Genomic DNA, 17,603 nt, shown 5'->3' on the forward strand with positions numbered 1-17,603 from the left:
ACAGGAACCATCATGAGCCTCTATTTGGGCCTGCCCCAGTGGTCACACCCGGCCTGGCCCGGCCAGTTGCTGGGGATGAATGCCAGGCCCGCCGAGCACCTCGCCGACTATGCCCGGGTGTTCAACTCTGTGGAGGGCAACACCACCTTCTACGCCTCGCCGACCCCGGAGACGGTGCAGCGCTGGGCCGATGCGGTCCCCGACCACTTTCGCTTCAGCTTCAAGTTTCCCAAGGAGATCAGCCACCAGAGCGATCTGGTGAGCGCGGACAAACAGGTGACGGCCTTCATCCGCCTGCTGGCCCCCCTGCATGACAAGCTGGGGCTACTCAAGCTGCAACTGCCCGCCCGCTTCGGGCCAGAGGGGCTGGCCCGTCTGGATGCCTTCTTCGCGCGGCTGCCCCAGGATTTCACCTATGCCCTCGAGGTGCGCCACCCCGATTTCTTCGCCAAGGGGGAGGCGGAACGGGCCCTCAACCGGATGCTGATGGCGCGGGGCATCAATCGCATCATGCTCGACAGCCGCCCGCTCTTCTCGGTGCCCGCCACCACGGCCGCCATGATCGATGCCCAGGGCAAGAAACCCAGGTTGCCGGTCCATCTGCTGGCCACGGGGGGTGCCCCGGTGGTGCGCCTGATTGGTTTGCCTCAAATCGAGGACAATCACCCATTTTTGCCACCATGGTTGCCACATTGGAAACAATGGCTCCAGGAGGGCAAGGATCTCTACCTCTTTGTTCACACCGCCGACAATGCCCGGGCCCCCGAACTCGCACGGCAGATCAGCCGCCTGCTCGGCCAGGAGATGGCCCCCTGGCCGGGAGAAAACGATCGCGCCCGCCAGGGGGTGCTGCCCTTTTGAGCGGCCCCCTCCCCGCCCCTTCTCCATCCCCAAAAAAAGCCGCTTTTTTTGTGGTCCCACCGGGGTTGGCGTCAAGACAAACGCCCGCCTTTCCTCTACACTAGCGCCCCAAGTAAGGTCCCGGGCCTGGGTGCATGGCAATGCGTTGCCCACCCCAGCCCGGCACCCTGAGGGCCCGGACCATGGCCCGTTGCGAACAGGGGCAGCCCGAAGGATCCCGGAGCAAGCCACCCCGTTCGTCAACCGGTGACGACGCCATTTCGATGCCCGTCCACCCAAGATTCAATTGAATAAAACAGCCGCCCACCACACCGGCTGTCAGGTTGCGTCAGCATGCACGATCAGATTTTTGCCGCCCCCATCGCCCGTCTGGGAGACTTCTGCTTTGACGAGCAGGTCGTCGACGTCTTCCCCGACATGATCCAGCGCTCGGTGCCCGGTTACAGCAACATCATCTCCGCCATCGGCATGATGGCCGCCCGCTACGCCCAGCCCCAGAGCCGCCTCTACGATCTCGGCTGCTCCCTCGGCGCCGCGACCCAGGCCATGCGCCGCCACGTCACCCAGCCCGGCTGCCAGATCACGGCGGTGGATCTCTCCCACCCCATGATCGAGCGGGCCCGCGCTCACCTCTCGGGCTTCAAGTCCGAGGTGCCGGTGGAGCTGGTGGAGGCGGACATCTGCGACATCCCCATCGAGAACGCCTCCGTGGTGGTGCTCAACTTCACCCTGCAGTTCGTCGCCCCCGAGAAGCGGGCCGCCCTCATCGCGCGCATCTTTGACGGCCTGCGCCCCGGCGGCATCCTCATCCTGAGCGAGAAGTTCCGCTTCGATGACGAGCAGGTCAACGAGCTGCTCATCGACTTGCACCTCGACTTCAAGCGGGCCAACGGCTACAGCGAGCTGGAAATCAGCCAGAAGCGCACCGCCCTTGAGAACGTGATGCGCACCGACACCCTGGCGGTCCATCAGGCGCGCCTGCGGGACGCCGGCTTCACCCACCTGGACCTCTGGTTCCAGTGCTTCAACTTCGGCTCCATGATTGCCATCAAAGCCAGCGACACCAACTAAGCCATGATCGATTTCGCCCATTTTTATCAACTGATCGCCAAGAACCGGTTGAGCCACTGGCTGCACACCCTGCCCGCCCAGCTGCACGCCTGGCAGCACGACAACCTGCACGGGGATCTGCCGCGCTGGAACCGCGCCCTCGCCAAGCTGCCCGTCGTGGCCCCCGGCCGGATCGAGCTCAAAGAGCGTGTCGCCATCGGCGGCCCCGATAGCCTGGGAGAGGGTGAGCGCAAGAAGACCGAGAGCCTGCTGCGCCAGCTCATGCCCTGGCGCAAGGGCCCCTTCCATGTGCACGGCATCCACATCGACACCGAGTGGCGCTCCGACTGGAAGTGGGATCGGGTGCTGCCCCACATCAGCCCGCTCCAGGGCCGCTACGTGCTGGACGTGGGCTGCGGCAGCGGCTACCACCTCTGGCGCATGGTGGGGGAAGGGGCGAAACTGGCGGTCGGCATCGACCCGAGCCCGCTGTTCCTCTGCCAGTTCGAAGCCATTCGCCACTTCGCCGGCAACGACCAGCGCGCCCACCTGCTGCCCCTCGGTATCCAGGAGCTGCCGGCGCTGCGGGCCTTTGACACCGTCTTCTCCATGGGGGTGCTCTATCATCGCAAGTCCCCCATCGAGCACATCGAGCAGTTGCGCAACCAGCTCAAAGACGATGGGGAGCTGGTGCTCGAGACCCTGGTGGTGGACGGCGACGAAAACCAGGTGCTGATGCCCTCCGATCGCTACGGCAAGATGCGCAACGTCTGGTTCCTCCCCTCGAGCGCGGCCCTCACACGCTGGGTCGAGCGCTGCGGGTTCACCGATGTGCGCATCGTCGACGAGAATATGACCAGCACCGACGAACAGCGTCGTACCGACTGGATGATTAACGAGTCCCTGAGTGACTATCTGGATCCACACAATCCTGCACTCACGGTCGAAGGATACCCGGCACCCAAACGTGCCGTACTGATCGCCAGAAAGGCCAAAGACTAGCCGATGGCGGCTGTGGAAGTTACACTGACCCAATTCCAGGAAGCACAGTTAAATGAATGACATGAAAAGCAAATTAAAAGGAATGACCCTGCTCTCCCTGCTCAGTCTCGGCGGGTGTGTCAGTATGGAAAAAGCCCCCCCGGCCCCGACCCTGACGCTGGCCGAGCTGCGCAACGAGATCTCGTTGAGCGAGCAACGTCTGCAAACATCCATGGAACAGCAACAGAAGCAGTATGTGCAGCAACAGCACCTGCTGGTTCAGCTCAACACCGATGTCACCAACATGAAAGAGTCCGTGAAGAAAGTCGACAGCAAACTGGCTACCCTTCCTCCCGAGCCGCCCAAGGCCATGCCCATTCCCACCGAGAAGTGCCCGGCGCCGAGCCAGGGCCACACCGTCGATGGCAAGCTGCTGGTGGGTGAAGCGGAGTGGATCTGGGTTGACGCCGCCAACGACGCCTTCCAGGCCCGGGTCGACACCGGCGCCACCACCTCCTCCATCAGCGCCCAGGAGATCACCATCTTCGAGCGCAACGGCAAGAACTGGGTGCGCTTCTTCCTGAGCCACCAGGAGATGGACGACAAGATCCAGATTGAAGCGCCCCTGGTGCGTCACGTGCGGGTCCGTCAGGCTTCCGCCGACGATCTCGACCGTCGCCCCGTGGTCCGCCTCGCCGTGCGCATCGGCGACATGACCGAGAAGGCCGAATTTACCCTGAAGGACCGCAGCGACATGACCTTCCCCGTGCTGCTGGGCCGTGAATTCCTCAAAGACATCGCCGTGGTCGACGTGGCCCGCGAATATATCCAACCCAAACCCAAGCTCAAGGATGTGAAATAATCCATGGTTTCCCGTAAGCCGTTCTATCTGCTGGTCGCCCTGCTCTACATCGTCGGCCTGGGGATGACCTTCTATCATCACATCGCGCTGGACGTCCCGCTCACGCCGGGTGAAAAGCGCCAGATCTGGTCCATCGAAGCCAAGCTCGAATTCGAGGCCACCGGCGAGCCGGTCATCGCCTCCCTGGCCATTCCGGGCACCCAGCCCGGCTTCACCCTGATGAACGAGAACGCCGCGAGCCCGGGCTATGGCCTGTCGTTCGTGGAAAAAGACGGGGATGCCCGCGCCGAGTGGTCCATCCGCACCGCCTCCGGCCGTCAGGAGCTCTACTACCGGGTCGACATGATGGCCGATGCCCATGCCAAGCCCGCCGCCAACCCGCAGCTGCCCGCCATCGAGAAGCAGATCGAGAGCGAGCCCTACGCCACGGCCATGAAGCAGATCCTGGAGCGCGCCCAGGAGCGCTCCGCCGACGGCTACACCCTGACCCGCGAGATCATCAAGGAGATCGAGAAGCAGGAACAGAACGCCGAGCTGCTCAAGTCCCACAAGAGCCGCGCCAATCTGATTGCCGAGCTGCTCAACAACGCGGACGTCCCGGCCCGGGTGGTTCACGCCCTCAGCCTGGAAGACGGCCGTCGCCGTCAGGAGCTGGTGGATTACCTGCAGGTCTTCAACAGCCCGACCGACTACAAGCTGTTCAACCCGCAAAGCGGTGAACAGGGTCAACCGGCCAACCTGCTGCTGTGGGAGTACAACTCCGGCGCCCTCCTGGACGTCACCGGCGGCCACAACTCCCGCGTCACCTTCTCGATGATCGAGCAGGAGCAACCGGTCAACGTGGCCCTGGCCCAGAAGTTCGAAAAATCCGAGATGATGAACTTCTCCATCCACAGCCTGCCCCTGGAAGAACAAGCCCTGTTCAAGGGTCTGCTGCTCATCCCCATCGGCGTGCTGATGGTGGTGTTCCTGCGGGTCATCGTGGGGATCAAGACCTCGGGCACCTTCATGCCGGTGCTGATCGCGGTCGCCTTCATCCAGACCTCGCTGGTCACCGGCCTCATCGGCTTCCTGCTGATCGTCGGCACCGGCCTGGTGATCCGCTCCTACCTCTCGAGGCTCAACCTGCTGCTGGTCGCCCGAATATCGGCGATCATCATCATGGTGATCTCGATGATCGGCATCTTCTCGGCGTTCGCCTTCAAGCTGGGGTTGACCGACGGCATGAAGATCACCTTCTTCCCGATGATCATCCTCTCCTGGACCATCGAGCGCATGTCCATCCTGTGGGAAGAAGAGGGTCCCAAAGAGGTGTTCCGCCAGGGCGGCGGCTCCCTGCTGGTGGCGGTCATCGCCTACCTGGCCATGGACAACGAGCTCATTCGTCACCTCACCTTCAACTTCCTCGGCCTGCAGCTGGTGCTGATGGCGACCGTGCTGTTGATGGGTAACTACACCGGCTACAAGCTGAGCGAGCTCAAGCGCTTCAAGCCGCTGGTGGACGAGATGAAGTCTGGTGCCACCCCGGGTAAGGACAAGTAACAGATGTGGTTCTGGCAGAAATACACCAGTCCGTGGAGCCTGTCCCAGGCAGGCATCCTCGGCATGAACAAGCGCAACCACTCCTACATCAGCCGCTACAACCCGCGCCGCCTCTATCCGCTGGTGGATGACAAGCTCAAGACCAAGCGCATCGCGCTGGATGCGGGGGTGACGGTGCCTGAACTCATCGGCACCATCCGCGAGCAGCACGACGTGACTCGCATCACCGCGCTGGTGAAGGACTGGCCGGGCTTCTGCATCAAGCCGGCCCGCGGCTCCGGCGGCAAGGGGATCCTGGTGATCCTGCGCCAGGAGGATGGCCTCTTCTACAAGCCCAACGGCAGCGCCGCCAACGGCCAGGATCTGGAGCGCCATGTCTCCAACATCCTGGCGGGGCTCTATTCCCTCGGCGGCAAGCCCGACGTGGCGCTGGTGGAAGGGCTCATCAACTTCGACGACGTGTTCGACGGCTACTCCTTCGAAGGGGTCCCCGATGCCCGGGTGATCATCTTCAAGGGGTTCCCGGTGATGGCCATGATGCGCCTCTCCACCTCGGCTTCCGATGGCAAGGCGAACCTGCACCAGGGCGCCGTGGGGGTGGGCCTGTGCCTGCGCACCGGCCGCGCCCTGCGGGCGGTGCAGTTTGGCAACCCGCTGCGCCACCACCCGGACACCGGCCTGGATCTCTACGATCTGAAGGTGCCTCACTGGGACACCCTGCTCAACCTGGCGGCCTCCTGCTACGAGATGTCCGGTCTTGGCTACATCGGGACCGACATGGTGCTGGACAAGTTCCGCGGCCCCATGCTGCTGGAGCTCAACGCCCGTCCGGGCCTTGCCATCCAGATCGCCAACGGTCGCGGCCTGGTGCCCAACCTCAAGACCATCGAGAAGCTGGGTCAGGTCAAGATGAACGTGGAGCAGCGGGTCAACTTCGCCAAGGATCACTTCGGTATCTTCGACGAATAGTCCGCCCCCCTTCTGCAAAAACGCGCCCACCGGCGCGTTTTTTTATGGCCGCTCCTGCGCGCAGGGCGCCTCGCCCGAAGGCCGATCCCCGTCACATCCCATGGCGGCGCCCCTTCAATGGCGCGGCACAAGGGGATAAGCTCCTGACCAATGAGGGGTGACCAGCTCATCGGCGCAGGCCACCCCATGTGCGTGAGGCAGTGCGCCTGCCAGGGGGCACCGATTTGTCGACGACAACGGGGCTTCTCGATGGTAGATTAATCAAATCAAATAGATAGCATCGATCGGGTTTCTCCTATGCAACGTTGGCCCAGCCTGAAGCAGCTCCAGTATCTGGTCGCTCTGGACGAGCACAAGAATTTCAACCGCGCCGCCAAGGCCTGCCATGTCAGCCAGTCGACCCTGAGTACCGGGATCCAGACCCTGGAGGACATGATGAACCTGCAACTGGTAGAGCGGGATCACAAGAGCTTCATCATGACGCCGGTCGGCATGGAAATCGTGGCGCGGGCGCGCAACCTGCTCTCCGACGCCCGGGATCTGATGGAGCTGGGGCAGCAGCAGGGGGGCGTCATGCACGGCACGGTACGCCTGGGCTGCATCCCCACCATCGCCCCCTTCCTGCTGAGCAAGCTGCTGCAGGTGTGCGGCAAGGCCTATCCGGATCTGGAGCTGCTGCTGCGGGAAGACACCACCACCAATCTGCTCAAGCAGCTGGAGCAGGGGCAGCTCGATCTGCTGATCCTGGCGCTGCCGGTGGAGATCGGCGGCTTCCACAGCAAGACCGTCGGCCAGGATCCCTTCCACATGGTGATGCCCTCCCACATGGCGGCGGGCCTGCACATGCCGTTCGACTACAAGGAGCTGCCCAACCAGAGCATCTTCCTGCTGGAGCGGGAGCACTGCCTGACGGAGCACGCGGTGAGCGCCTGTCGGCTGCGGGACAAGAGCAAGATCAACCCGTTCGCCGCCACCAGCCTGCACACCCTGGTGCAGATGGTGGGGGCCGGTCTTGGCACCACCTTCCTGCCCCAGATGGCCATAGATGCGGGCATCCTCGACAACACGGACCTGGTGGCCATCCCCCTGCCCGGGGAGAAACCCTATCGGGAGATAGGCCTGGTGTGGCGCCCCAGCACCACGCGGGTGCAGACCTTCTACAAGATTGCCGAGTTGCTGACGCCGCTCATTACCCCCAAACCGGCGGGGTGATCCAGTGGTTGCCCCCACAGGCGGCCACTCGTCAATGCCGTTGTCATTCAGGTTCCAGGCAGGATCATCGTCTATGATGAACCCCGTGCCCTATCAAGGAGTTGAGATGTTTCGCACCTTGCTGCTGCCCCTGCTGGCCCTGCTTCTCGCCGCCTGCTCCAGCACGCCGGAGCCTCCCCCTCCCGTGCGCCAGAGCGGCGCATTCGACAACTTCTATCAGCAGTGGCGCGGCGTGCCCTATCGCATGGGCGGTACCAGCCGCGCCGGTCTCGACTGCTCCGCCTTCACCCAGCTCGCCTACAGCCAGGTCCTGGGCTTCACCCTGCCCCGCACCACGGAATCCCAGGCGAGCCTCGGCCGCCCGGTGGACAGATACCGTCTCCAGCACGGGGACCTGGTCTTCTTCAAGACCGGCTGGCAGCAGTACCACGTCGGGGTCTACACCGGGGCAGGTGAGTTCATCCACGCCTCCACCAGCAAGGGCGTGATCCGCTCGCGCCTCGACAACGTCTACTGGAACAGCCACTACTGGCAGGCCCGCAGGCTGGTCCAGTAGGTGTGACCCCCAACATGAAAAGGCCCCGAGGGGCCTTTTCATGTTGTTGTCGGGTCAGTGCTTGCGGTGCCAGCGGGGCGAGGTGGCACGCTCCCCCCAGGGGGTCATGCAGGGCAGCAGGGCCCCCTCGATGACGCCCTCATGGCTCGCCAGCGCCAGGGCAATCTTTTCGTGGAGCAGGCGCAGCAGGTTCTTCTCCTGGCCCGCCAGGGAGTGGCCTGCGGCGAAATACTCCTGCTGATGTTGCAGCGCCAGCTTCTGGGCAAACTCATAGGTATTGAAACTGTCCGGCATGCGCGCGATCACGTCATCCAGCCGGGCCAGCAGGCTATGCAATTCCCTGGTCATGTGCGGTTCTCCCTCCGAGTTGGTGACCCACAATTACCCCTTATTAGATAGAAGACCAATCCAGATACCTCAAAAATGGGAGCCCGGACACAGTTCCGGACAACGCCGCCCACTGGCAGCCACCCTCTGCCCCCGCCCGGTTTACAAGTCGGCAACGAATCGCTAGATTTGGACCGACTAATCAGTCGGTCACTTTTCGTGCGGAGCATGCCATGGACACCACCGTCACCCCCGCCTCACCGGACAAGTTCTCCCTCCCCGAGCAACTGCATCGGCTCAGGCAGGCCAGCCAGGCCACCCCCATGCCGGATCTGGCGTCCCGCCTCGCCAGACTTGATGCCCTCAAGCAGGGGCTGCTGCGCCACAAGCAGGCACTGTGTCAGGCCCTGGCCCGGGACTACGGCCAGCGCAGCGATTACGACAGCCTGATCGCCGATGTGCTCCCCTGCGTCATGCAGATCAACTACACCCTGAAACGGCTCAAGGGGTGGATGAAACCGGAGCGCCGTCATTCCGGCCTGCTGCTGGCCCCCGCCAGGGTCGAGGTGCACTATCAGCCCCTCGGCGTGGTCGGCATCATGGTGCCCTGGAATTTCCCGGTGATGCTGAGCCTCGGGCCCCTCATCGGCGCCCTCGCCGCCGGCAACCGCGCCATGATCAAGCTCTCCGAGTTCACCCCTCACACCAACGCCGTGCTGCGCACCCTGCTCGATGAGGCCCTCGGCGGTGACGAGGTGGTGGTCATCGAGGGGGATGCGGGGATCGCGGCCGCTTTCAGCGCCCTCCCCTTCGACCATCTCATCTTCACCGGCTCCACGGCGGTGGGTCGGCTGGTGATGGCCGCGGCCGCCCCCCAGCTCACCCCCCTCACCCTGGAGCTCGGCGGCAAGAGCCCCTGTCTCATCGCCCCCGACATGCCCCTGGCCCTGGCGGTGGAGCGGATGATCTTCGGCAAGAGCCTCAACGCCGGCCAGATCTGCGTGGCCCCCGACTACGTACTGCTGCCGAGGGGGCAGGAGCAGGCCTTCATCGAGGCCTATCAGGCCCATTTTCGCCGCCTCTACCCCAAAGGGCTCGAGAGCCCGGATTATGGCGCCATCATCAACGCTCCCCAGTACGAGCGGCTCACCGCCTGGCTGGAGGAGGCGAGGCAGGCCGGCGCCCAGATCCACCCCTGCGTCACGCCCGCCCGGGATGACGCCACCCGCAGACTGGTGCCCCACCTGCTGACCGAGGTGCCCGGCCACTGCCAGGTGATGCAGCAGGAGATCTTCGGCCCCCTGCTGCCCCTGGTGCCCTATGACGACATCGAGGAAGCCCTGGCCTATGTGGCGGCCCGGCCCCGCCCCCTGGCGCTCTATCTGATGAGCCTGGACGAGACGCTGCAGCGCCGCCTCATCCGGGAGACCCACGCCGGAGGCATGGCCATCAACGAGAGTCTGTTCCAGGTGGCGGCGGACGATGCCCCCTTCGGCGGCATCGGTCCCTCCGGCATGGGCCACTATCACGGCCGCGAGGGGTTTCTCACCTTCTCCAAGGCCAAGACCGTGCTGCGCCGCGGACGCTTCAGCACAGGCTCCCTCATTCACCCCCCCTATCGGCGCTGGTACCAGCGGCTGATGATGGCCCTGTTCCTGCGCTAGGAGGCGAGATGCGAGAGACCATGACCGACAAACGCCGCCAGATCCTGGATGCCGCCCTGGCCCTGTGCGCGGAGGATGGCCTGCAGGGCGCCGCCACCGCCCGCATCGCCAAGGCGGCCGGGGTGGCCAATGGCACCCTGTTTCATCACTTTCCCAGCAAGGAGGTGCTGATCCAGAGCCTCTACCAGGACATCAAGCTGCGCCTTGGCGCCGCCATCACCGAGGCCGATGCCGCCCTGCCGCTCCAGGAGCAGGCCCGCCACTACTGGCACCAGGCCATGGGCTGGATGCAGGCCCACCCCCGTGAGCTCAGGTTCGTGCTGGGCTTTTTCCACTCCCCCCTGCTGGCCCGCCCCCTGCGCAGCCAGATCCTGGCGGAGACCCTGCATTTTCTGCCGAGCCTGCTCGCCCGGGGCCAGGCCAGCGGCGAGCTGATGTCGGCCCCGCCGGCACTGATGCTGGAGGTGTGCCAGGGCCAGTTTCTGGCCTGCGCCTCCCTCTTTGTCGATCAGCCTGAACTGGGAGAAGACCCCCACTGGCAGGAGAGCGCCTTCACCCTCTTCTGGTCCGCCATCAGCGGAGGTCCCCATGCGCCCTGACGCCCTGCTTGCCACCGGCAGACGCCTCTGGATTGGCAGCCTGCTCTGGATCATCGGCCGCACTCTGTGCCGCGCCGCCCGAGTCGACGAGGCGGTGCGCCGCGAGCTTGCCCCCCTGCCGGATGGCCTCACCATCAGGCTCGAGGTAAACGGCATGACCCGGGGGCTGAGTCTCTACAAGTTCGCGGGGCGCTGGCACTGCGGTGAGGAGGCTGGCTGGGTGCACTCAACCTGTGCCCATGACGGCCCCCACCCCCTGCGGGTGCGCTTCAAGCACCCCGCCGTCGCCTTTCGCGCCCTCAGTTTTCGCCTCGGCATCAACCAGGCCTTTTGCGAAAACCGGCTGCTGGTGGAGGGGGATCTCGACGCGGCCATGCACCTGGTGCGAGCGCTTGAGCAGTTGCAGAGCCTGATCCTGCCCGCCTTCATCGCGCGGCCCCTGCTTCGCCACTACCCGGACCCGCATCGCAAGCTCGCGCGGGCCTGCCACATCTATCTGGGTCTGCTGACCGGTTGAACACGAGGAGAACGGGATGAGCCGTTATTACGATTTTTTCTGTCCGGTCAAGCTGATGGCGGGGGAGCAGGCACTGGAGCAGTTGCCGGATGCCTTGAAGGGATTGGGGGCTGGCCGCCCGCTGCTGCTCACCGACAAGGGGGTCAGCGGCAGCGGGCTCGCCACCCTGCTGGCCGATGTGATGGCCGAAGGGGCCTTGCCGGTCGCCGCCATCTGGGACGAGATCCCGGCAGACTCCTCCACCGCCGTGGTGGAGCGGATCGCCCGCCACTACCGGGAGCTGGGCTGTGACAGCCTGCTCGCCCTTGGCGGCGGCTCCGTCATCGACACCGCCAAGGCGGTGAACATACTGGCGACCCTGGGGGGCGAGCGGCTGCTCGACTATGCCGGAGCGGATTGCCTGACCCGTCCCCTCAACCCCCTGGCGGTGGTCCCCACCACGGCGGGGACCGGCTCCGAAGTGACCCTGGTGGCGGTGATCAAGGACGAAGGGAGCGGGCGCAAGGTGCCTTTCACCTCCCCCTTCCTGCTGCCCCGGCTGGCGGTGCTGGATCCCCGCTTCACCCTGGGGCTGCCGCTGCCCATCACCGCCGCCACCGCCATGGATGCCATGACCCACGCCATCGAGGCCTTCATCGGCAACGGCAAGAACCCGGTCAGTGACGCCCTGGCCCTGATGGCAGTGGAGAAGATTGCCACCGCCCTGCCCAGGGTGCTGGCCCACCCGACGGACAAGGGCCTGCGGCTGCAACTGGCAGAGGGCTCCACCCTGGCGGGCATGGCGTTTTCCAACTCCATGGTGGGGCTGGTGCACGCCCTCGGCCACAGTCTGGGGGCGCGCTGCCACCTGCCCCATGGCCTCTGTATGAACCTCTTCCTGCCCACCGTGCTCGACTACAACCGGCCCGGCATCGACCCCGAGCTCGCCCGCCTGCTGCTGCCCCTGGTGGGGCCGGAGCGCTTTGCCGCGACCCCGGCCGAGGGGAGACCCCAGGCCACCATCGAGGCGTTGCAGGCACTGCGCGATACCCTGTGGCAGACGGTCAAGCTGCCCCGCACCCTGCGGGAGGCGGGCCTCACCGACAAGACGCTGCTGCCCGGGATCCGGGATCTCGCCATCAACGACGGCGCCCTGCTCTACAACCGCAAGGATGCGGACAGGGAACAGTTGCTGGCCCTGCTGGAGCGGGCCTGGGAGTAGCAGGCCCCTTGCCCGTCAGACATCGGGGGTGAAGACCCCGGTAGAGAGATAGCGATCCCCCCGATCGCAGATGATCGCCACCACCACCCCCTGCCCGATCTCCGCCGCCACCCGCAAGGCCCCGGCCACGGCGCCACCCGAGCTGACACCGCAGCAGATCCCCTCCTCCCTCGCCAGGCGGCGCATCATGACGAGGGACTCTTCCAGTGTCACATCCAGCACCCCATCGACCCGCGCAGGCTCGAAGATGGCGGGCCGGTAGGCCTCGGGCCAGCGGCGAATGCCGGGGATCTGGCTCCCCTCGGCCGGTTGCAGGCCGATCACCGCCACCGCCGGGTTCTGCTCCTTGAGGTAGCGGGAGACCCCCATGATGGTGCCCGTGGTACCCATGGCCGAGACGAAGTGAGTGACCGTCCCGCCGCTCTGGCGCCAGATCTCGGGGCCGGTGGAGCGGTAGTGGGCATCCGGGTTGGCGGGGTTGTTGAACTGATCGAGCACCAGCCCCTCCCCCCGCGCCTGCATGGCCAGGGCGAGGTCTCGCGCCGCTTCCATGCCCTCTTCCACCAGCACCAGCTCGGCGCCGTAGGCCTCCATGGCGTCGCGCCGCTCCTGGCTCATGTTGCTCGGCATGATGAGTCGCATCCGGTAACCCCGGGACGCCGCCACCATGGCCAGCGCGATGCCGGTATTGCCGGAGGTGGCCTCGATGAGCCGGGCCCCTGGCGCTAAGTGACCACTCGCCTCTGCCTGCCTGATGAGGTTCAGCGCCGCCCTGTCCTTGACGGAGCCGGCGGGGTTGTTGCCCTCCAGCTTCACCAGCAGGGTGACGCCGGGGTGCGGATTAATGCGGCGCAGCGCCAGCAGCGGGGTGTTGCCTATCAGATCGTCCAGGGTGGCGAAGGCCATGACGGATCCATCCTCTCTCAATGTTCTATACCTTGCCTTGCGACCATTCGCAGGCCGGTCAGTGTAAGCGAGCCCGCCATGGGCGCAAAGAATGGCGTTGGCAAACCCTGTCCGCCATGTTCTGATCTTCCCATTCACCCAGAGAGGACCCCCGATGAGCGACATCCTTCACCAGGCCGATCAGCAGCAGTTTGTCTGCACCGTGGACGGCAAGCTCTCCCGCCTTGCCTATCGCCGGCTGGACGCCACCACGGTGGACGCCTACAGCACCCAGGTTCCCCCCGAGCTGCGCGGACAGGGGATTGCCGACAAGCTGGCCCGCCGCTTCTACGACTGGACCCTCTCTGAGGGGCTCACCATAGTGCCGAGCTGCAGCTACATCGACGTCTGGTTGCGCCGCAATGCCGGTTGAAGCCGCGCCGCTGCGGGAGGCGCACCTGCGGGCCTGCACCGAGGCCCTGCTGCGGGCCGATCACCCGCGCATGGATTGCCTCCGGGCTGCGCGGGAGCTGGCCCTGCCCGACTGGGCCCTGGGGGCGGGGTTTGTGCGCAACCTCATCTGGGATCACCTCCATCACAAGGCCGAACCCACCCCGCTCAACGACATCGATCTTATCTATCTGGACAGCGCTGATCCGACTGGATTGAAGGAGGCCGATCACGAAGCCTGGCTCGCCGCCAGGATGCCGGGCCAGTTATGGGAGGTGCGCAACCAGGCCCGCATGCATCTGCGCCAGCAGGTGCCTCCTTTTGCCAGCTCCCTCTCGGCCCTCAGCCACTGGGTGGAGATACCCACCTGCATCGGAGTCCGCCTGTTGGCAGATGATGCTTTCGAGTGGCTGGCCCCCTACGGCTTTGCCCCCAACTGGTCCCTGGTGGTGAGCCCCAATCCGCGCTGTCGCCAGGAGAGCCGTATCTTTAGCGAACGGGTCAGGGCCAAGGAGTGGCAACGCATCTGGCCTGACCTTGTGGTGAACTGGCCATGAGCGGATTGCAAAGGGCCGACGACCTTGGGCACACTAAGAAAAAGATGTTTGTAACTCAATGGGTTAAATAATGCGCGACTTCTTCTCTCTCGAGCGCTGGCTGCCGGGGCTCGCCGCCTTGCTGCAATACCAGCGGGCCTGGCTGATGCCGGATCTTCGCGCTGGCCTCTCGGTCGCGGCCGTGGCCCTGCCCGTGGCCATCGCCTATTCGGAGCTCGCCGGGGTGGGTGCCATCGTCGGCCTCTACTCCTGCATCCTGCCCATGGTGGTGTATGCCCTCTTTGGCACCTCCCGTCAGCTCATCGTCGGTCCGGATGCCGCCACCTGCGCGGTGATCGCCGCCGTGGTAACGCCGCTCGCCGCCGGGGATCCCACCCGTCACTGGCAACTGGTGATGACCATGACCGCCATGACCGGCTTCTGGTGCCTCATCGCCAGCCGCTTCAAGCTGGGGGTGCTGGCAGACTTTCTCTCCCGCCCCATCCTGATGGGGCTGCTCAACGGGGTGGCCATCACCATCATGGTGGGCCAACTCTCCAAGATCTTCGGCTTCACCTTCAGCGAGCGCTACCTGATAGAGCGGATCCTGAACGGCACCAGCTACATTACCCAGACCCATCTGCCCACCCTGGCCATGAGCCTGACCGCTCTGCTCACCTTGCTGCTGGCCAAGCGCTACAGACCGGCCTGGCCCTCCTCCATGGTGGCCATGGTGGTGACGGCGGCCCTGGTGTGGCTGTTCAATCTCGGCCGCGTCGACATCGCCACCCTGGGGACCATCGGCTCGGGGCTGCCCGCCTTCCAGATGCCGGACTTTCCCCCCGGGCTTATCCGTGAGCTGGTGCTGCCCGCCCTCAACCTTGCCATGGTGAGCTTCGTCTCCATGATGCTCACCGCCCGCAGCTTTGCCGCCAAGAATGGCTACGAGATTGATGCGGACAAGGAGTTTAGGGCGCTGGGCATGGCGAACCTGGCCGCCGCCGCCTCCCAGGGGTTTGCCATCAGCGGGGCGGATTCGCGCACCGCGGTGAACGACGCCAACGGCGGCAAAAGCCAGTTGGTCTCCATCATCGCCGCCGCCGTCATCGCCCTGGTCACCTTCTACCTGACGGCGCCGCTGCAATACATTCCCACCGCCGCCCTCGGGGTGGTGCTGGTGATGGCCTCCCTGTCGCTCACGGATTTTCGCGGCCTCTGGGCTCTGCGCGACTCGGACCGCGCCGCCTTCTGGCTCGCCCTGGTGACCTTTGTCAGCGTGCTCACCATGGGGGTCATTCCGGGCATCACCCTCGCGGTGCTGCTGGGGCTGTTCCAGTTCCTGCGCAACGTGATGCGCCCCACCGACCAGCTGCTCGGCATGGACGACGAGGGCGTGGTGCGCACCCTGGGAGACAACGAGCAGGCCAAGGCGATTCCCGGCATCCTGGTCTACCGCTTCAACTCCCCGCTCACCTACTTCAACGCCCCCTACTTCAAGCGGCGGGTGCTGGCGCTCCTGGTGCAGGATCCCCACAATCCCAGGTGCCTGGTGGTGGATGCGGTGGCCTGCTTCACCCATCAGGACATCAGCGTCATGAGCATGGTGGGAGAGCTGCACAAGGAGCTCAAGCGGCGCGGCATCCACATGGTAATGGCCGGTCGGCACGGCCAGATGAGCCAGTGGTTCAAACAGGCGGGGATCCGGGTCGGCGAGGATGGCATCATCCTCTGCCCCGACATGTACCAGGCCCTGCGCATGACCCGCTGCTACCGGGAGCCGGTGTTCCGGGACGACGAGGGGGTGGAGAGCACCACGGATGCCCTGCTCACCCGCTGGCCGCACGATGACGACCTGCCCGACTCGGCGCGCCTCACCCGCCCCAGCGAGCAGGAGGCCGGCGCCACGCCGGTCTGAGAGACATCCCCTGGTCGCAGGCCCCCTCCTCCTGCGACCAGGATTGCACCCCGCCCCCGCTTGGTGTTAAATGCCCCTCCAGTTGGCCCTGACGAGGGCCATCGCCAGCACCTGGATATCCCATGCAGACTCAATCCCACGCGGGCCCGGGCTCCCTCTTCGCCCTGACCTGGCCACTGTTCATCGATCTGGCCCTTCACTTTCTGACCGGGGCCCTCAACACCTTCATGGTGGGCCACGTCTCCTATCAGGGGGTGGCGGCCCTCGCGGTGGGCAACCAGGTCTTCGATCTCGCCATCACCCTGTTCAGCTTCGTCAGCATCGGCACCAGCGTGGTGATCACCCAGTATCTGGGGGCGGGAGACAAGGAAAAAGCCCGCGTCGTCATCCACACCGCCATCGGCTTCAACCTGCTGGTGGGACTGGTGGCCGCGGTCGGCGTCATGGCGGGGGCCGGCACTATGCTGGCGCTGATGAACCTGCCTGCCCACCTGATGAGCGACGGCAGCCTCTACCTGCAGATCATCGGGCTTTGCCTGCTGCCGGAGGCGGCGGCCCTCTGTCTGGCCGCCACCCTGCGTGCCCACGGACACACCCGCCAGGCCATGTACGTGACCCTCATCGTCAACCTCATCACCTTCGTCGGCAACCTGCTGCTGCTCTACGGCTGGTTCGGCCTGCCCCAACTCGGGGTCGCCGGGGTCGCCATCAGCACGGTGGCGGGGCGCATCGTCGGGGTGGTGCTGCTGGTGTGGCTGGTGGCGCGCAAGACCGGCATCCGGCTGCGTCTGCCCGAGATCGTCCGCCCAAGCCGCGCCATGCTGGACAAGGTGCTGCACATCGGTCTGCCGGCGGCGGGGGAGAACCTCTCCTGGATGCTGCAGTTCATGGTGGTGACCGCCTTCGTCGGCCTGCTCGGTGACAAGGCGCTGGCGACCCAGTCCTACTTCTTCCAGATCTGCCTGTTCATCCTGCTGTTCGGCCTCTCCATCGGCCTTGGCAACGAGATCATCATCGGCCACCTGGCGGGGGCCCGACGCTTCGATCAGGCCTATCGCCAACTGATGAAGAGCCTGAAACTCGGCCTCATCGTCACCGCCGCCATCGCCATCGCCGCCGCCCTCAACGGCCGCGCCATCATCAGCCTGTTCACCGACGACGCCGACATCATCACCCAGGTGGCGCAACTCTTCCTCATCAGCCTCATCCTCGAACCCGGTCGCACCTTCAATCTGGTGGTGATCAACGCCCTGCGCGCCACCGGGGATGCCCGTTTCCCGCTCTACATGGCGCTCGTCTCCATGTGGGGCATTGCCGTTCCCCTGGCCTATTTCCTTGGTATCATGCAGGGCTATGGCCTGGTAGGCATCTGGCTGGCCCTCGCCTGCGACGAGTGGGTGCGCGGTCTGGCCATGTTCTGGCGCTGGCGCAGTCGTCGCTGGCAAAACAAAATTCTTGTTGAAACATAAGCGGAAT

General features: G+C 65.1%; 18 protein-coding genes. 16 read left to right on the plus strand and 2 right to left on the minus strand.

Annotation, left to right across the window (positions count from 1 at the left end; translation table 11 throughout):
• Positions 1–12: 12 nt before the first annotated feature.
• The 8 genes from C2U30_RS06435 (at position 13) to C2U30_RS06470 (ending at position 8,033) form a co-directional block, all read left to right on the plus strand.
• Entirely contained in the window at positions 13–861 is an 849-nt protein-coding gene (locus tag C2U30_RS06435; protein ID WP_010674092.1) for a DUF72 domain-containing protein, read from the plus strand.
• Between the two features lie 333 nt (positions 862–1,194).
• Positions 1,195–1,932: a carboxy-S-adenosyl-L-methionine synthase CmoA gene (cmoA, locus tag C2U30_RS06440; RefSeq protein ID WP_010674091.1), complete on the plus strand. Its 738-nt coding sequence runs from the start codon at positions 1,195–1,197 to the stop codon at positions 1,930–1,932.
• Positions 1,933–1,935: 3 nt separating this feature from the next.
• A complete protein-coding gene (cmoB, locus tag C2U30_RS06445) occupies positions 1,936–2,913 on the plus strand; it encodes a tRNA 5-methoxyuridine(34)/uridine 5-oxyacetic acid(34) synthase CmoB (RefSeq protein WP_053288620.1) in 978 nt (325 codons plus the stop codon).
• Positions 2,914–2,965: 52 nt separating this feature from the next.
• Complete coding sequence (locus tag C2U30_RS06450; protein ID WP_039039848.1) at positions 2,966–3,754, plus strand: ATP-dependent zinc protease family protein; 789 nt, start codon at positions 2,966–2,968, stop codon at positions 3,752–3,754.
• A gap of 3 nt (positions 3,755–3,757) precedes the next feature.
• Entirely contained in the window at positions 3,758–5,296 is a 1,539-nt protein-coding gene (locus C2U30_RS06455; protein ID WP_103243442.1) for an inactive transglutaminase family protein, read from the plus strand.
• A gap of 3 nt (positions 5,297–5,299) precedes the next feature.
• On the plus strand, positions 5,300–6,265 hold the full coding sequence (locus C2U30_RS06460; RefSeq protein ID WP_010674087.1) for an alpha-L-glutamate ligase-like protein: 966 nt from the start codon (positions 5,300–5,302) through the stop codon (positions 6,263–6,265).
• A 297-nt stretch (positions 6,266–6,562) separates the two neighbouring features.
• On the plus strand, positions 6,563–7,477 hold the full coding sequence (locus tag C2U30_RS06465; protein ID WP_010674086.1) for a hydrogen peroxide-inducible genes activator: 915 nt from the start codon (positions 6,563–6,565) through the stop codon (positions 7,475–7,477).
• 106 nt (positions 7,478–7,583) lie between these two features.
• The gene (locus tag C2U30_RS06470; protein ID WP_103243443.1) at positions 7,584–8,033 is read left to right on the plus strand and encodes a C40 family peptidase; all 450 of its coding nucleotides are present in this window, start codon (positions 7,584–7,586) and stop codon (positions 8,031–8,033) included.
• Positions 8,034–8,087: 54 nt separating this feature from the next.
• Here the strand turns inward: C2U30_RS06470 and C2U30_RS06475 are convergent, their stop codons facing one another.
• Positions 8,088–8,381, minus strand: coding sequence for a hypothetical protein (locus C2U30_RS06475; RefSeq protein ID WP_010674084.1), 294 nt, complete (start codon positions 8,379–8,381; stop codon positions 8,088–8,090).
• Positions 8,382–8,593: 212 nt separating this feature from the next.
• Between C2U30_RS06475 and C2U30_RS06480 the strand changes: the two genes are divergently transcribed.
• The 4 genes from C2U30_RS06480 to C2U30_RS06495 are packed head-to-tail and all read left to right on the plus strand — an operon-like array spanning position 8,594 to position 12,341.
• Positions 8,594–10,024 (plus strand): coniferyl aldehyde dehydrogenase, encoded by a 1,431-nt coding sequence (locus C2U30_RS06480; protein ID WP_103243444.1) that lies wholly within the window; start codon positions 8,594–8,596, stop codon positions 10,022–10,024.
• 8 nt (positions 10,025–10,032) lie between these two features.
• Positions 10,033–10,623: a TetR/AcrR family transcriptional regulator gene (locus tag C2U30_RS06485; RefSeq protein WP_103243445.1), complete on the plus strand. Its 591-nt coding sequence runs from the start codon at positions 10,033–10,035 to the stop codon at positions 10,621–10,623.
• Complete coding sequence (locus C2U30_RS06490; RefSeq protein ID WP_103243446.1) at positions 10,613–11,140, plus strand: hypothetical protein; 528 nt, start codon at positions 10,613–10,615, stop codon at positions 11,138–11,140. Before C2U30_RS06485 ends, C2U30_RS06490 begins: the two co-directional genes overlap by 11 nt.
• 16 nt (positions 11,141–11,156) lie before the next feature.
• On the plus strand, positions 11,157–12,341 hold the full coding sequence (locus tag C2U30_RS06495; RefSeq protein ID WP_103243447.1) for an iron-containing alcohol dehydrogenase: 1,185 nt from the start codon (positions 11,157–11,159) through the stop codon (positions 12,339–12,341).
• A gap of 15 nt (positions 12,342–12,356) precedes the next feature.
• Here the strand turns inward: C2U30_RS06495 and cysM are convergent, their stop codons facing one another.
• Positions 12,357–13,247, minus strand: coding sequence for a cysteine synthase CysM (cysM, locus tag C2U30_RS06500; RefSeq protein ID WP_103243448.1), 891 nt, complete (start codon positions 13,245–13,247; stop codon positions 12,357–12,359).
• 154 nt (positions 13,248–13,401) lie between these two features.
• On the opposite strand from cysM, the gene C2U30_RS06505 reads away from it, so the two are divergent.
• From C2U30_RS06505 to C2U30_RS06520, 4 genes are all read left to right on the plus strand, one after another.
• Positions 13,402–13,659, plus strand: coding sequence for a GNAT family N-acetyltransferase (locus tag C2U30_RS06505; protein WP_041212700.1), 258 nt, complete (start codon positions 13,402–13,404; stop codon positions 13,657–13,659).
• Positions 13,649–14,233, plus strand: a complete 585-nt coding sequence (locus C2U30_RS06510; protein WP_103243449.1) for a nucleotidyltransferase family protein — start codon at positions 13,649–13,651, stop codon at positions 14,231–14,233. Before C2U30_RS06505 ends, C2U30_RS06510 begins: the two co-directional genes overlap by 11 nt.
• Before the next feature lie 70 nt (positions 14,234–14,303).
• Positions 14,304–16,127: a SulP family inorganic anion transporter gene (locus tag C2U30_RS06515; RefSeq protein ID WP_039039857.1), complete on the plus strand. Its 1,824-nt coding sequence runs from the start codon at positions 14,304–14,306 to the stop codon at positions 16,125–16,127.
• Positions 16,128–16,249: 122 nt separating this feature from the next.
• Positions 16,250–17,596, plus strand: a complete 1,347-nt coding sequence (locus tag C2U30_RS06520; RefSeq protein ID WP_010674075.1) for an MATE family efflux transporter — start codon at positions 16,250–16,252, stop codon at positions 17,594–17,596.
• The last annotated feature ends 7 nt before the right edge of the window (positions 17,597–17,603 follow it).

Source organism: Aeromonas sp. ASNIH5, from assembly GCF_002902865.1.
Lineage (GTDB): Bacteria > Pseudomonadota > Gammaproteobacteria > Enterobacterales > Aeromonadaceae > Aeromonas > Aeromonas caviae.